This window comes from Neobacillus camarae, from assembly GCF_054950115.1.
Genome location: NZ_JBUCKX010000005.1, coordinates 223,835 through 238,767, shown reverse-complemented (window position 1 = coordinate 238,767; position 14,933 = coordinate 223,835). Strand labels below are relative to the sequence as shown.

At 42.5% G+C, this 14,933-nt stretch carries 13 protein-coding genes; 5 read left to right on the top strand and 8 right to left on the bottom strand.

Features of this window, described 5'->3' with window-relative positions; translation table 11 throughout:
• Positions 1 to 12: 12 nt before the first annotated feature.
• Positions 13 to 1,809 carry an assimilatory sulfite reductase (NADPH) flavoprotein subunit gene (locus ACY8D0_RS26030; protein WP_462413363.1) on the bottom strand — a complete coding sequence of 599 codons (1,797 nt, stop codon included), beginning with the start codon at positions 1,807 to 1,809 and terminating at the stop codon, positions 13 to 15.
• A gap of 307 nt (positions 1,810 to 2,116) precedes the next feature.
• Here ACY8D0_RS26030 and ACY8D0_RS26025 point away from each other — a divergent pair, with 307 nt between their 5' ends.
• Together ACY8D0_RS26025 and ACY8D0_RS26020 are read left to right on the top strand one after the other, a co-directional pair.
• On the top strand, positions 2,117 to 2,617 hold the full coding sequence (locus ACY8D0_RS26025) for a DUF2243 domain-containing protein (RefSeq protein ID WP_462413362.1): 501 nt from the start codon (positions 2,117 to 2,119) through the stop codon (positions 2,615 to 2,617).
• Entirely contained in the window at positions 2,610 to 3,431 is an 822-nt protein-coding gene (locus tag ACY8D0_RS26020; RefSeq protein ID WP_462413361.1) for a cytochrome c oxidase assembly protein, read from the top strand. Before ACY8D0_RS26025 ends, ACY8D0_RS26020 begins: the two co-directional genes overlap by 8 nt.
• Positions 3,432 to 3,491: 60 nt before the next feature.
• On the opposite strand, the gene ACY8D0_RS26015 is transcribed toward ACY8D0_RS26020, so the two are convergent.
• The 6 genes from ACY8D0_RS26015 to ACY8D0_RS25990 all read right to left on the bottom strand — a co-directional run bounded on the left by ACY8D0_RS26015 (position 3,492) and on the right by ACY8D0_RS25990 (position 10,915).
• Positions 3,492 to 4,682, bottom strand: coding sequence for a MalY/PatB family protein (locus ACY8D0_RS26015; RefSeq protein ID WP_462413360.1), 1,191 nt, complete (start codon positions 4,680 to 4,682; stop codon positions 3,492 to 3,494).
• Between the two features lie 147 nt (positions 4,683 to 4,829).
• On the bottom strand, positions 4,830 to 7,439 hold the full coding sequence (adhE, locus tag ACY8D0_RS26010) for a bifunctional acetaldehyde-CoA/alcohol dehydrogenase (protein WP_462413359.1): 2,610 nt from the start codon (positions 7,437 to 7,439) through the stop codon (positions 4,830 to 4,832).
• A 417-nt stretch (positions 7,440 to 7,856) separates the two neighbouring features.
• The gene (locus tag ACY8D0_RS26005) at positions 7,857 to 9,002 is read right to left on the bottom strand and encodes a M20 family metallopeptidase (protein ID WP_462413358.1); all 1,146 of its coding nucleotides are present in this window, start codon (positions 9,000 to 9,002) and stop codon (positions 7,857 to 7,859) included.
• A gap of 213 nt (positions 9,003 to 9,215) precedes the next feature.
• On the bottom strand, positions 9,216 to 9,797 hold the full coding sequence (locus ACY8D0_RS26000) for a hypothetical protein (RefSeq protein WP_462413357.1): 582 nt from the start codon (positions 9,795 to 9,797) through the stop codon (positions 9,216 to 9,218).
• Between the two features lie 65 nt (positions 9,798 to 9,862).
• Complete coding sequence (locus tag ACY8D0_RS25995; RefSeq protein WP_462413356.1) at positions 9,863 to 10,291, bottom strand: DUF6114 domain-containing protein; 429 nt, start codon at positions 10,289 to 10,291, stop codon at positions 9,863 to 9,865.
• 39 nt (positions 10,292 to 10,330) lie between these two features.
• Positions 10,331 to 10,915, bottom strand: coding sequence for a DUF6230 family protein (locus tag ACY8D0_RS25990; RefSeq protein ID WP_462413355.1), 585 nt, complete (start codon positions 10,913 to 10,915; stop codon positions 10,331 to 10,333).
• A gap of 292 nt (positions 10,916 to 11,207) precedes the next feature.
• Between ACY8D0_RS25990 and ACY8D0_RS25985 the strand changes: the two genes are divergently transcribed.
• A complete protein-coding gene (locus ACY8D0_RS25985) occupies positions 11,208 to 12,389 on the top strand; it encodes a response regulator transcription factor (RefSeq protein WP_462413354.1) in 1,182 nt (393 codons plus the stop codon).
• A 57-nt stretch (positions 12,390 to 12,446) separates the two neighbouring features.
• Here ACY8D0_RS25985 and proC read toward each other — a convergent pair whose 3' ends face one another.
• Positions 12,447 to 13,247, bottom strand: coding sequence for a pyrroline-5-carboxylate reductase (gene proC / locus ACY8D0_RS25980; protein WP_462413353.1), 801 nt, complete (start codon positions 13,245 to 13,247; stop codon positions 12,447 to 12,449).
• Positions 13,248 to 13,465: 218 nt separating this feature from the next.
• On the opposite strand from proC, the gene ACY8D0_RS25975 reads away from it, so the two are divergent.
• Positions 13,466 to 14,605: a CAP domain-containing protein gene (locus ACY8D0_RS25975; protein ID WP_462413352.1), complete on the top strand. Its 1,140-nt coding sequence runs from the start codon at positions 13,466 to 13,468 to the stop codon at positions 14,603 to 14,605.
• A 100-nt stretch (positions 14,606 to 14,705) separates the two neighbouring features.
• A complete protein-coding gene (locus ACY8D0_RS25970; protein WP_462413351.1) occupies positions 14,706 to 14,900 on the top strand; it encodes an alpha/beta-type small acid-soluble spore protein in 195 nt (64 codons plus the stop codon).
• The last annotated feature ends 33 nt before the right edge of the window (positions 14,901 to 14,933 follow it).

Genomic DNA, 14,933 nt, shown 5'->3' with positions numbered 1-14,933 from the left:
TTCCACACCAGGTCAATATACGTCCCGTTGATAACGTTTTTGCTGCTGCAATTCAGCGATATAATTTTCTGCCTGTTCACGGCTCATATTGCCTTCTTGTTCAATTATGGCAAGAAGAGTTTGATGGACATCATGGGCCATATTCTTCTCATCGCCGCAAACATAGACATAGGCTCCTTCTTCAAGCCATTGGTACAATTCCTTGCTATGTTCCAGCATGCGATGCTGTACATACACCTTTTCGGCAGTATCACGTGAGAAGGCCACATCCATTTTCGTAAGGACGCCGTCCTTCAGCCATTTTTGCCATTCCACTTGATATAAGAAATCCGTGCGGAAATGCTGGTCGCCAAAGAATAACCATGACTTACCTTCCACTCCCGCCTCTTCCCGTTCTTGCAAAAACGAACGGAACGGTGCCACACCTGTACCAGGTCCGACCATGATCATAGGGGCATCCGGATACTCCGGCAATTTAAAGTTGTCGTTATGCTGGACGAAAACCGGTAAGGTATCACCCAGCTGCAGACGCTCTGCGGCTAAAGTCGAGCAGACGCCTTTTCTTTGTCTTCCGTTTGCTTCATACCGTACTGCGCCAATGGTCAAATGGACTTCCTCCGGATTGGCTGTTAAACTGCTGGAAATAGAATATAGTCTAGCTGGGATTTTTCTAAGAATTGAAATAAATTCCTGGGCGGTTTCACCCCAAGCACCGTAATCACACACCAAATCCAGCAAATCATGTCCGGATAGATATTTTTTAAGCTGTTCCGAATGATCCGGTTCTAAAAGTTCTTTTAACGCTTCATTTTTGGTAAGCTGGCCTATTTTTTCAAGGAGCGGTTTGGTTAAAACAGTTATTTCAAAATAAGAAGTTAATGCTTCTTTAAGTGATAAGACTTCTCCTTGTTTATTGATAGTCACACTTTCTTCAGCATTCCATCTTAATTCGGCAAGAAGCTGTTCAACCAGTTCCGGATCGTTCTGCGGATAGATTCCAAGGCTGTCCCCCGGTTTAAAGGTTAGGCCGGAACCCTCGAGTGATAATTCAAGGTGGCGTGTTTCTTTATTCGAGCCACGTCCGTTTAGATTGATATTTTCAAGCACTTCCGCTTTAAACGGATTTGTTCTCGAGTATGCACTTTCCGCTATTTGTTCCGTTACCGCAGCCAAAGTTGGAGCAGTTCCTGCTCCCTCCGATTCTTTCAGACTGCCAACAACACCTTCCAGCCACTCTGCCGCCGGCTCGTCATAGTCGACATCACAGTCAAACCGCGGATAAAGCCTTGTGCCCCCGAGTTCCTCCAGTCGGGTATCAAAGTTTTTCCCTGTCTGACAGAAAAATTCATACGAGCTGTCACCTAACGCCAAAACAGAAAAATGGACCTCGTTTAGTTTTGGCGCACGCTTGCTAAATAAGAACTCATGGAATGAAATCGCATTATCAGGAGGATCCCCTTCACCATGGGTACTGACAATAACAAGCAGGTTTTTAACCTTCTTGAGATTGTTGGGTTTAAAATCGCTCATGGATGAAACGGTTACCTTAAACCCGTTTCCTTCCAGCGTTTTGGCCGCTTTCTTAGCCAAGCCCTGCGAGTTTCCTGTTTGCGAACCGTAAAGAATGGTCACTTCTTTAGAAACCGTTGCGGCTGGCACGCCTGGTGTTTGCTGAACAGAAGTAAACTGCGAACCAGCCAAATATCCGCTGAGCCAAAGTTTCTGGGAATCTGTCAATGTCGGCAGAAGGCGGTTGAGGAGCTCTGCCTGCTCCTGATTAAACGGACTGTTCAATACCTGAAGTTGCAACAATACCCACCTCGCAAAGGAATTTATACTGTAAAAAGCGTTTATTTCAAAGTTACTGGACTTTTCTAATCACTTTTTCAGTCACAAAATTGATTACTATAATCATAGTTTTACTATTCCTATTAGTCAAGTAGGAATTGGAGGGTTTAAATGATTTATTTTTCATTACATTGGTTATTTTTTTAAAATTGCGTTTAATTGTCAGCGTGAACTTTCTCGGGCATAAAAACAGCGGGGGTGATTACGGATTACCCATTTGGGCGAATTGGAAATGGGAGTAAGATTAACTTAAGAGGGGTATGGAACGATGGCAGAATACTTCAATCAATTATCCAATCCTGCGTCAAACAAATATTTCAATCGCAACCTATGGTCCGGTTTCTTATTTGGTATTGGATTGATCTCCTTTTTGGATGCAGTCGTATTTCATCAGCTGCTCCATTGGCATCATTTTTACGACAAATCCACTACCGCTATTGGGTTGGTTTCGGACGGATTTTTCCATGCATTTAGCTGGCTGGCGACGGTGGGAGCGTTATTTATGATTGCCGATCTCCGGCGTTGCACCGTGTGGGTGCCGCTCCGTTGGACTGCCGGGGTTTTTCTGGGTGCCGGCCTCTTCAATTTATATGACGGGACCATCCAGCATAAGCTGATGAAACTGCACCAAATTCGCTATAACGTAGATATTCTCCCCTACGATATGGCATGGCATATTGTCTCTGGGTTAATGATTATCATAGGCATTAGCCTGTTTATCCGTTCAGGAAGAAAAATTGGAAGGAAAGGGGCGTCGTCAAATGGATAATCACCCTATAGCTCTTCAATTTCAATTATTTGACCCTCCTGTCCATATCATTGGCCCATTCATATTGGGCATCCCTTGTGTTTTGCTTATGGTACTCTATGTAATGTCAATCGCCATATCTAACCGATTTTATAAAAAATGGCCATTTTATCGAATGGGCCTCTGGATTGCAGGAGTCTCTTGCGCAATTTTTTCCGGACTGCTTGCTAATCATTCACATATGGATTTTAAGGCACATATGATGGGACACTTACTGTTAGGAATGGTCGCCCCTCTTTTTATGGTTTTGGCTGCTCCGGTTACTTTGCTTTTAAGGACTCTTCCTGTAAAACATGCGCGGAAAGTTTCTAGAATTCTCAAAAAGAGATTTTTTCGGTATATCACAGACCCGGTAACGGCTTCGGTTTTGAATATTGGCGGACTTTGGATTCTATATACAACGGATTTATTTCCAACCATGCAGCAAAATTTTATCGTGCATACGGTAGTCCATGGACATGTGTTACTTGCTGGATTCATTTTTACGTCTTCCTTTATTTCCATTGATTCTTCACCGCATCGGCCTGGCTTTTTGTATCGTGCAGTGGTGTTAGTTTTTGCCTTAGCCGGACATGGGATTTTATCCAAGTTCTTATATGCCCATCCCCCTGCGGGAGTCCCTGAGCTTCAAGCCCAAACCGGAGGGTTACTCATGTATTATGCTGGGGACTTGATTGATTTGGTGATCATCGTAGTTCTCTGTTACCAATGGTATAAAAATGTCCGGCCCAATTCGGTTGAATCAGGAATCTTTATAACTTCCAGCAAACTGTGAATATGTCCAAAAAACACCCCAGTGTCTCCTTTACATTCGGCGCCACCGGGGTTGTTTTTTCTAATTTAAATCTTCAAACTCTCTTGCTATACGTTCAAATGCTTCCTTGATCATCGGCCTTGGTGAAGGTAGGCAAATCCGTTGAAAGGGCAGTCCCTCTTCACCAAACATCTTTCCATCCTCCAATAATACATTTGCTTTATGATATATGCGGTCATGAACTTCATCAGGGGACAGGCCATATCCACTGAAGTCCATCCACATGATATAGGTTCCTTCAGGAATCCTGACTTTCACTTTCGGCATTTTTTTCTCTAAAAATTGGACTACCCATTCCATCGTTTCATCAATATATTCTTTTAGCTGCTCCAGCCAGTCCTCTCCCTCATTGTATACAGCAATCAAGGCAGAAATCATAAATGGGGATGGCGATTGATGGCCCAACGCTTTGTTGAATTTCTTCCTGAGCTCGGGATTGGAAATGATCGCATTTGTACAATGAAGCCCGGCAACATTAAACGTTTTATTAATCGCTGTAAACGTAATAATTTGATCGGCATCTCCTACTGCTTTGGCAATCGGAATAAAGGTTTGATTCCTGCGAATTAGGTCCCCATGAATTTCATCCGCCACGATCAAAACATTATTTTTTGCGCAAATGGACGCCAATTTCTTTAGTTCATCAACGTTAAAAACCCTGCCTGTTGGATTATGGGGATTGCACAAAATAAACATCTTTGTGTTTTCCTCTTTTGCTTTCGCTTCAAAATCTTCAAAATCAATATGATAATATCCCTGCTCATCCGGCTTAAGTACATTATTCCGGACCACCCTGCCATTGGACTCAATCGCTGAGGTAAATGGCGGATAGACGGGGCGCTGGATGATGATCCCGTCGCCAGGTTCGGTGAAGGCCCTGACAGCCACATTCAGCGCATGGACTGTTCCTGGACTATATACAATTTCTTCTTTCTTGATGTCCCAATTATGCTGTTTTTTAAACCAATGCTGGATGGCTTCAAAATATTCAGGCGGAAATACCGTATAGCCAAAAATCCGATGATCGACAGTTTTATGCAGCGCGTCAATCAGCGGCTGGGGAACCGGCAAATCCATATCCGCGGTGAACAGAGGAATAGTCTCTTCATCGTAGCGGCTTGTCAGCCCGGCGCTTTTAATAAAATCCCCGCCATCCCATTTGACCGAATATGTACCTCTTCGATTGATGATTTCATCAAAGTTATATTTCAATCTTTTTCAACCCTTCCCATTTCTTATTTCATCTGCTTTGTCCTTGCTTCTTTTATTATAAAACTTTAGTGTAAATAGTTGAAATAATAAATGTAAAAAGCAGGAAACCAGCACCAACGTAAATTGGTTTGGTTTCCTGCCCTGAGATTAAACGCCTTTATATGCTTGACGCAAGATTTCAGCTAATTCGGATACAAGCGGAAGTTTTGGATTGGCCGTTGTACATTGGTCTTCAAATGCACGATCTGCCAGATATTCTACTTTGCTTTCAAATTCAGTTTTATCCACGTTATTTGCCTTAAGGCTCATTGGTACCTGCAGCTCTTTGGCAAGTTTAACAATGGCATGAATCAGGCTTTCGACTCCTTCTTCGGTGGACCCTGCCGGTAAACCAAGAGTCCTGGCGATTTCCGCGTAGCGTTTGTCTGCAATGAAATGGGAATATTTCGGGAATGCAGCAAACTTCTTCGGTTTCGTCGCATTATAGCGAATCACATGCGGCAATAGGACGGCATTGGCACGGCCATGTGGAATATGGAATTCAGAACCTAATTTATGGGCAATACTGTGGTTTATTCCCAGGAAGGCATTGGCAAAAGCCATACCAGCCATTGTAGAGGCATTATGCATTTTTTCACGGGCCTCTTCGTCTCTATCACCAAACTTGTAAGCCCTTGGCAGGTACTCAAATACCAACTGGATGGCTTTCATGGCAAGCCCATCAGTAAAGTCATTGGCCATGTTGGAAACATATGCTTCAATTGCATGGGTCAAAACATCTAAACCGGTATCGGCTGTGACTGATTTCGGAACCGTCATCACAAATTGCGGGTCAATAATCGCAATATCCGGTGTCAATTCATAGTCTGCCAGTGGATATTTAATGTTTGCTTGCTTATCTGTAATAACCGAGAATGATGTTACTTCAGAACCTGTACCGGAAGTGGTTGGGATCGCCACAAATTGTGCTTGTTTTCCTAGATGCGGATACTTGACAATCCGTTTACGGATATCCAGGAATTTTTGTTTTAACCCAAAGAACTCAACATCCGGGTGCTCATAGAACAGCCACATTCCTTTGGCAGCATCCATCGCGGAACCACCGCCCAAGGCAATGATGACGTCCGGCTGGAATCTCGACATCATTTCAGCACCTTTGGCTACTGTTTCAATGGATGGATCCGGTTCGACATCAGAGAAAATCTCGCAATGCACATAATCAGGACGCTTTCTTAAATAATATAGTAGTTTGTCCACATAGCCCAGGCTAACCATACCAGGGTCCGTTACGATAAACGCTTTTGAAATGTTCGGCATTTTGGCTAAATATTGAATCGAGTTTTTCTCGAAATAGATTTTGGAAGGTACTTTAAACCATTGCATATTTACATTCCGCTTTGCTACTTTCTTCACATTGATTAAGTTTAATGCCCCAACGTTTGTCGATACAGAGTTTCCGCCATACGTACCGCATCCCAGTGTCAAGGATGGCATATAGGCATTATAGATATCACCAATCGCACCTTGGGAAGATGGTGAGTTCACAATAATCCTCCCGGCTTTCATTTTAAGTCCATACTCTTCGATGACTTTTGTGTCATTGGAATGAATAACTGCTGAGTGGCCTAGGCCGCCAAACTCCAGCATTTCTTCCGCACGCTTGTAGCCTTCTTCATGGCTGTTGACTTTGTAGCAGGCAAGAACTGGACTTAATTTTTCTCTTGATAGCGGATAAGCAGGTCCTACACCTTTTAATTCGGCTACCAGGATTTTCGTATCCTCAGGAACCTTTACCCCCGCTAATTCGGCTATTTTATAGGCAGGCATTCCGACGATGATCGGGTTCACGGCGCAAGACTGCTCATTGATGACCAGTTTTTCTACCTTTTCCCGTTCTGCTTCGGACAAGAAGTAGACGCTATTGGCGATCATTTCGTTTTTCACTTCTTGATAAACCTCTTTATCTATGATAACCGCTTGTTCGGAAGCACAAATCATCCCGTTGTCGAAAGTTTTGGATAAAATTAAGTCATTAACGGCTTGTTTAAGGTTGGCGGTTTTTTCAATATAGCAAGGCACGTTACCAGGACCTACACCAAGGGCCGGTTTACCGGAACTATAGGCGGATTTAACCATTCCTGCTCCACCGGTTGCTAGAATCATGGACACTTTTGGATGGTTCATCAAGGCTTGGGTTGCTTCGAGTGAAGGAGTTTCAATCCACTGGATGCAGTTTTCAGGTGCTCCTGCTTTAATCGCCGCTTCTTTTAAAACTCTTGCTGCCTCGCTGCTGCTTTTTTGGGCAGATGGATGGAAGGCAAAGATGATTGGATTTCTGGTTTTAATAGAAATTAATGCTTTAAACATGGTGGTTGAGGTTGGGTTTGTCACTGGTGTTACCCCTGCAATGACTCCAACCGGTTCAGCAATCTCAATGATGCCTTCATGTTCGTTTTCACCAATGATGCCAACTGTTTTATTATATTTAATGTTGTGATAGACATATTCGGCAGCAAACATATTCTTGATGATTTTATCCTCATAGACACCTCTTTTGGTTTCTTCCACTGCCAGTTTAGCGAGTGTCATATGCTGATCAAGGCCTGCTAATGCCATTTGTTTGACAATTTCATCTATACCTTCTTGGTCATAGTTGCTGCGGAACTCATCCAAAGCCTTACGCGCATTGTCAACTAAAACATCAATCATCTTGGTTACATTTTGCTGTTCCTTCACTGTTTTTTCAGCTACTGCCATTGAAAATCACTCCATTCAATTATTTATGTGAAATAATTCACAATAACTCCCAAAAAAATATCGACGCTTTTTCTTGTGAAACATTTCACATAATTACTTAAAAAAATTAGTTCCCCATGTGCTATGTACCTTGTGATGTTTATTGGGGTGACCTCTTTTCTTATGAAATTATCATAACATGTATTTTAGATAATAGTTTGTGAAATATTGAACAAAGTTTGACAAATTGTTTGTGAGCAAATCCTCATGAATATCGAATCCATGCCCAAGGTTAAAGTAAACGGTTACATCCAATTTGTTATATCAATATAATATTATCAGTTTGAATAACCAGATAAGAAGGTGAAGTAATTTGACACGTTCCCATCTGGTTTGTCTGTTCGCCAGTTTGACTCTCAATGCGTCGCGTTCATCACTCTAATTTTTCTTTGCCGCATATTTCAAGATGATTTCCGCCAGTAAGGCTGCCCGATACGGCAGGTTGGCTAAATCCACGTGTTCATCATCAGAATGGGCCCCATCCCCTGTTGGTCCAAGACCATCAATCGTCGGGATGCCGATTCCTGCTGTGAAATTCCCGTCACTGGCTCCTCCGGATGAACCTTCTCTCAGTTCATATCCATGAGAAGCGGCTATTTTTTTTAATTCTTGATACAGACGGATAACAGACTCCGTCCGCTCCAACGGAAAACGTTCAATTTTCCCTGATACTTTCACTTTTGTACCGTCAATAAAGCTTGGCCGGTTGATTATTTTCTTAGTTAACGATTCTGCCTGTGCTTTTTTTGTGATTCTTACATCAATCTCCGCCGATGCTTCTTTAGCAATGACATTTACCCGGGTTCCCCCATTTATAACTCCTGCATTAACGGAAATCCCTGTCTTGCGATCGGCCAGCTTCTTTAAATCGAGAATTTGATGGGCCAATTCCTCAATAGCACTGGCTCCGTCCCATGCATTGATCCCTGCATGGGCGGAAATCCCTTCAATTTTCATAGTAAAGTGCCCCGTTCCTTTTCGTTCCGTTTTAACCGCTCCGTCCGGAGCAATGCTGGATTCGGGAATGAATACAACCGAACTCTTTTTTGCTTCTTCCAAAATGATATTTTTCGAATGTTCACTGCCAATCTCTTCGTCTGTTGTGACCAGGAAAGTTATTTTGCGATTGAGTTTTCTATTCGTCTCTTTTAAAGCTTTTATGGCCCAAAGAGTAACAGCGAGACCGCCTTTCATATCAAACACACCCGGGCCGTATAGGATATTTTGTTCCTGCCGAATCGGCAAGGCACCTTCATCCCAAACGGTATCCATATGTCCGATGATTAAAATCTGCTCTGTTTCAGGGCCTTCCCCAAAAGTAAATTTATATTGATTGCCAACAACCGTTTTTTCAATGACCTTCACAGAACCGCCTATAAGCCGATCAAATTCATCCCGTATAACTACACCACAACGGTCCACCAGATATTTATTATTGGAGGGAGACTCCGCTTTCGTCAGTTTCATCAAGGTATCGGCAATGGCTTCCTGTTGTCCCTTCAAGTAGCTAAGAATCTCAGACATGCAACCTGTTTCCTTCTATTGTTTTAATAAACTGTCTTCCCACAATAATGCCCTTTCAGGCATTGCCATGCATACCAATATAAACCAAAAAACAATGAAAATCAACACCATATTTGAATATTCTAAATATTCATAAATCCTTTAGTGGACTGGGGGCCTGTCCCCCAGTGCTGTAGTGTGGTAGAGTGGGAACGCAATGTAAAAGCGATGCGTTTAGTTGGCATCGCTTTTGAGGAGGGATTGGATTAGGTTTTCCAGGGTGCTTTTCATGGTTTGTAGTTCTTGTTCGTTTTTGGGTTGGAGTTCCAGGCTGCCTTCGGTTTGGAATTCCAACCCGAATTGCGGGAGGTCTGCGTCGTTGGTTTGGACATCGTGGGCCAGCAGCTTGATATCATGGAAACCGATTTTTCCTAATGTCGGTGAATAGATTTCTTTGAATTCAGCGTTGGTCACTTTTAGACTTAGCGTTTTAAACAGTACTGCATCCTTGGACGTAATTTTAGTGGTGACAATACCGTTTTGAGTCCTTACTAATTTCTTTATGGTTAATCCCTGCACCGAGCAATCCGCAAATTTAAATTCCAGCATGGTTCGTGCTTTTTGGTCCGCAGTTTCACCTGCAGTCAGAAAAAGCCCTTGGGAAATGCCCTCCATTTGGCTTGCTTCAATAATAAACCCGATGGTGGATTCGCTGACTGCCATACTATGTTTAGTTGGAATCATGAATACAAGAATCAGTAGAATGAGTATAATGACCTGTTTTCTTGATTTAATGGTTTGCTTCAATGTAATCACCGTTTCTCTCTATTACTGGTGCCATCTAATAAAAACAAATGGCCTTTTAACCAGCAGCTTTCCAGTTATTTCTCTATTTCGGTTGTGGCTATCTCTTTTTCTGTTTCGGCATCAAGTGTATGTACCACAAGATTTAGTCCGAATTCCGGCTTCCATGCGATCAGCATGGCACCGCCAAGGATTCCGAGTATGGTTCCAATCAGGAAACCACCCAAAGCCCCCATGATGGACAATACAGAAGAAAAAATAGCCAAAACCCCCAGCAGTGTGGACAGCCTTGGCATGATATAGGACAATACGCCCAATAAAAGCGTAAGTCCGCCAAGGAAAAAGCCGACAAATATGATGCTGCCTGGTGCAACGGCAACTTCGTAAAGTTTCGCCGGCACCCATAATATCACGAGTCCGGAAAGGATGCACAAGGTCGCCCCCCAAAACGGGCGCCTTGCTCTCCAATTCCTGAACCTCGCACGTATGGATAATGTGGAGTTCATGTTTATCATCCTTAATATCGTAATCTATGCTTGTCGTTATTATTGCAATGCTTCAAAATATACTTTCATGCCTGGAAGTGAAACTGTTTGCTGGAAAAGATATAGAGTTTTCAAATCACCATTTTTGATCGTAATGGTGTCTGCATCTTGGGTAAACTCTTTAGCGGCAGCTTCTAATGGATTTTGGACATCCCCGACATAATTTTCTTTCATGGTCATACTCTCAAAGCTTGCATCGCCATTAATCAAGGTTGCTTTTTGAATTAATCCATTAATTTCAACCGGTTCACCGGCCTCAATTACCGCTTTAATATGGAGTGCCGGAAAGTCTTTGGTAATTTTTAGATTGGTGATGGTAGCGCTGTCAATTTCGTTAACGGCAACTGGGTTACCTTTTCTTGTTCCACCATCCGCAACGCCTCCATAAAGCTTAAATCCATGCCCAACCATCTCATCAAAACTGACTGTGAATTCACCAAATCCACTGAGCGGCACAGCGTAAGCGACTCCGGTTAGGCCAAATGTCCCTAACAGGGCACCCAAGAATAAAAACCCTCCCAGGATGGCCATCCATAATTTTTTCTTTACCGTTTTCCCTCCTGTGATCACGGCTTCTGCTGTCATTCTTTTTCCTCCCTTTCCTTTTTTATAGTACCAAGATATATATGAGAATAGATATTTGGTACTATTTGTCACAATTTTAAGACAAATAAAATTATCGGTTAACCCCTACATTTGTAGGTTTTTCATACATGGTATACAGAGACCGTATAGCATTCGGCATCTTTCTTCAAAACTTTTCTAAAACAGACAGGAATTAGTTGGATATTTGCGGAATTATGTATAGATATGACGTCTAGATATTTTGTCGTACTCATATTGTGACTGCCAAATTGCATGCGGGAGTGTAAGTCTCATGTCCAAATCGCTGAACCATCACTTAAATCACTTATTGGAGGATGCGGTACGGCTGATAAGCCGATATCAATATGAATTGCTGGATGAGTGGAATTTCACGCTTCAATCGTTAAAAAATACAAACAAAAAATCTATTTTTGTATATGAATTTATCATAGAGTTCCTGCAAAAGTTTTTGACAAGTGTCCGTCAAGGGAATGCCAATTTGTATCGTTTGTTGGATGAAATTCAGGCAGCATGGTTTGCCGAATTCCATCGTGAACCGGAACCGGAAGCGTTGATTTTCCACTTAAATCTACTGGAAAACTCGGCCCATCGAGTTGTAAAAGCGCAAATCTCCTATTCTTCCAAATTGCATCCTTCGATTCATTATTTATTTTCGAAAATTAGTGAGGTTATGCTATTCAATGCGGAAAACGAAAAATATAGTGTCTGGAAGGACTCCGTCATACTGTTTAATGAATGGATTATTCGCTCACAAACCTTTGAGGAGGCAGTGGAAAATATTTGTTATGGATTTGGGCACTTCCTTCCCTTTGAACGATGTGCACTTTTTAGGTTCACGAACGAGGAAAGCATGGCAGTGGGTCTTTGCGGACATCATTTTTATAATGAAGAAATACAGGCCATTGCCGAAAAAATAACCAATATCCCTGTTTTAAATGAAAGTCTGGTCAAGTTGAAATCTCAGGGAACACAAATGAAAAACTTTCAGCCTATTTATGTTCCGTTTGCAGGCAGGGAATTTCCCGAAAGATATGTGAAGAGTTTTAAGCTTACATCCTTAATGATCGTTCCCCTCTATGTGCCGGAGGAAGGGAAAATTATCGGGGGCGTGATATTAGACCAAGGACCGGAAACACATTTTACACTTGATAGAAGTCTATTTCCGGCCCTAATCAAATTTGGCCAAAGCTCAGGGGAACTATTGTTAAAATATTTTCAAGTAGAAAGCAAAAGCAAGTTAACACTGGAAAATAAGCCAGCATCCTTATCCCCCCGAGAAATCGAAATCATCAAACTCCTGGCAGAAGGCGCCTCTACCCAAATGGCCGCATCCAGGCTTTACCTAAGTGAATACACAGTCAGAGACCACATCTCTAACATCATGAAACGACTAAACGCCCAAAACCGCACAGAAGTCGCCGTCAAAGCCATACGGATGGGAATCATCGAATGATTTCGGGGGCCTGTCCCCCGGCACGGTAATGCGTTAAAGGGCAGAGAGATTCTAAAGTTATTGGATAGCTGCGGCTTTTTCTCGGCAGGCGTTGATAGCTTGTTGGATGGTTGTGTTGAATTGATGGGCGTCGAGTAGTTCCAAGCCTGCTGCGGTGGATCCGCCTGGGGTGGCAACTTGGTTGATAAGTTCGTATGTGCCCTTGTTGGTTTTTAACATTTCCGCCGAGCCGGCAATCATTTGTGCAACGAGTTTTCTGGCCTGTGATTGAGTGATCCCGGTTTCGAGGGCCATTTGCTCAAGGGCACCGGCCAATTGATAGATAAACGCCGGAGCGCTTCCAGTGATTGCTGTTAAGTCTTCAATTTGTTTTTCAGTCACTTTTTCAAACTGCCCAATGCCACTAATTAAACTCTCAATGGTTTCTAGATGATGCTGATTTACGTATTGACCTGGCGCAAACAGGGTTATGGACTCCCCTAATTTGGCGGCAGTGTTTGGCATGACAGAAACCACGGGAGTCAAATCAGGAAGCTTGTTTTCCATGTATGCCGGGCCAATCCCCGCAGCCACTGTCATCACCAATTGCCCATTAATCCGTTCCGCCAAGTCAGATAAGATTGACTCATGTGCATCCGGCGGCATGGCTAAGAAGATAATATCCATATTGGCTGCATGGTTTTTCCAATTATCCGTCGTTTCCACCCCAAAGTGGTTCCTCACAAATTCCAGCCGTTCAACGTTTCCACTATTGGCCACAAGGATGGAAAATTCCGATTTGTTGGAGATTCCTTCTATTATGGCCTGTGCCATACGGCCGGCACCAATAAACAATACATGTTGTTTCCCGCTTGTCATTCGCTCATTCCTCCAGTTGCAAAAAATTTCACCCAAATGTTAACATCCATCTTTCACAGTAACACATACACGTCCACCAACCACAGCATTTTGCCCTTGTTTGTTGCCTATAGTGTTTTTATGATAAAATGGCACTCTAATTATTTTTAAGCTAAGCATTTCACTTATACATTTAAACTAAATTGGTTACAATTTTAAGAGAAATGGAGGGTGAGTCTATGGGACGTTTTCTTGTACTATTATCCCTGATTGTGCTATTCGGGTTTTCAGGACGAGTTATTGAAAAAAATATGGATAACAATGATTTAAATAATAAGATTACTCAACTTCAATCCGAAATAAATGTATTTAAAGACAATCCGGAAATACTTACAGCAATCACGGGGTTGGTTGAACGGCTTGAACAGCTTTGGAACCAACTGAGCAGCCAACTTGACGGCTTGCCTCTGAAACAGCAAAATAATCAATCTGAAGAAAAATCCGTAGAATTAGTGGCTCCTTCTGATCAGATGTTTTCAATCCATAATGTGGAACTCGGAGAAACGAAGGCAGAAGTTGAACAAACAACAGGACCGGCCCAGCGTTCCTCTCTCAATGATTACGGTACGGATTGGTTCGCATACCATAACAATTACCAGCAATTTTTCATGATCATGTATGATGAAAGCAATCAAGTCGCTGGACTATATACCAACCAGGATTTAATTTCATCCAAAAATGGCATTAAACTTGGCACCCCTAAAGAAACCGTACGCGCCACCCTCGGGGATCCCTTAACAGAATTGCAAAAAGGATTGGTGGTTTACCAATTTGAACAAGACCGTGATTATGACATGTTCCTAGTTGACAATATCTATGTAACTATTTTTTACGATAAGCACAATGGCAATACGGTAACAGCCATGCAATTAGTTAGGAAAGACTTGGAGGATAAGAAATCCGGCTATTATCCAAAAGCCAGTCCTGCCTTAAAAGAAGGTTTTGAGTTCCAGCTGTTTGATCTTACAAACGCATCCCGGGTAAACCATCAGCTTTCAATCCTGACATGGGATCAACATGTTAGAGACACGGCAAGGAAACACAGTAATGATATGGCAGTAAACAATTATTTCTCCCATACGAATTTAAAGGGCCAATCCCCTTTTGACCGCATGAAAGAAGATGAAATTATCTATTATCTGGCTGGCGAAAATCTGGCCTATGGCCAATTAAGCAGTATTTTTGCCCATGAAGGATTAATGAATTCGCTTGGCCACCGGGAAAATATTCTCCGGGACGGTTTTGAGTACTTGGGAGTTGGCGTAGCCTTTAATGACAAATCACAGCCGTACTATACGGAGAACTTTTATGCCAAATAATGTGTATCTTTATGGTATGTGAATTATGATTTCTAAATTGGTTACATTATATACGAGCAATTTAACATTGCTCAAAAAAATTCGTCGGGAGTGATGTATCATGGCTAGAAACAAACTTTTGGTTCCTGGTGCAGGCAATGTTCTGGATCAAATGAAAGAAGAAATCGCCAATGAGTTTGGAGTTCAACTTGGTGCTGATACGACCGCACGAGCAAACGGTTCGGTCGGCGGGGAAATGACAAAACGTCTCGTTGCCTACGCTGAACAAACATTGCAAAATCAGCAAGGCCAATAGGTTCCATTTAACCGGATGTTCCAGTGAAAATTA

Bases quoted from the DNA above. Each gene is read 5' to 3' on its own strand.
- adhE (WP_462413359.1), bottom strand. From the start codon at position 7,439: ATGGCAGTAGCTGAAAAAACAGTGAAGGAACAGCAAAATGTAACCAAG.
- ACY8D0_RS26025 (WP_462413362.1), top strand. From the start codon at position 2,117: ATGGCAGAATACTTCAATCAATTATCCAATCCTGCGTCAAACAAATAT.
- ACY8D0_RS25985 (WP_462413354.1), top strand. From the start codon at position 11,208: ATGTCCAAATCGCTGAACCATCACTTAAATCACTTATTGGAGGATGCG.
- ACY8D0_RS25975 (WP_462413352.1), top strand. From the start codon at position 13,466: ATGGGACGTTTTCTTGTACTATTATCCCTGATTGTGCTATTCGGGTTT.
- proC (WP_462413353.1), bottom strand. From the start codon at position 13,247: ATGACAAGCGGGAAACAACATGTATTGTTTATTGGTGCCGGCCGTATG.
- ACY8D0_RS26005 (WP_462413358.1), bottom strand. From the start codon at position 9,002: ATGTCTGAGATTCTTAGCTACTTGAAGGGACAACAGGAAGCCATTGCC.
- ACY8D0_RS25990 (WP_462413355.1), bottom strand. From the start codon at position 10,915: ATGACAGCAGAAGCCGTGATCACAGGAGGGAAAACGGTAAAGAAAAAA.
- ACY8D0_RS25970 (WP_462413351.1), top strand. From the start codon at position 14,706: ATGGCTAGAAACAAACTTTTGGTTCCTGGTGCAGGCAATGTTCTGGAT.
- ACY8D0_RS26020 (WP_462413361.1), top strand. From the start codon at position 2,610: ATGGATAATCACCCTATAGCTCTTCAATTTCAATTATTTGACCCTCCT.
- ACY8D0_RS25995 (WP_462413356.1), bottom strand. From the start codon at position 10,291: ATGAACTCCACATTATCCATACGTGCGAGGTTCAGGAATTGGAGAGCA.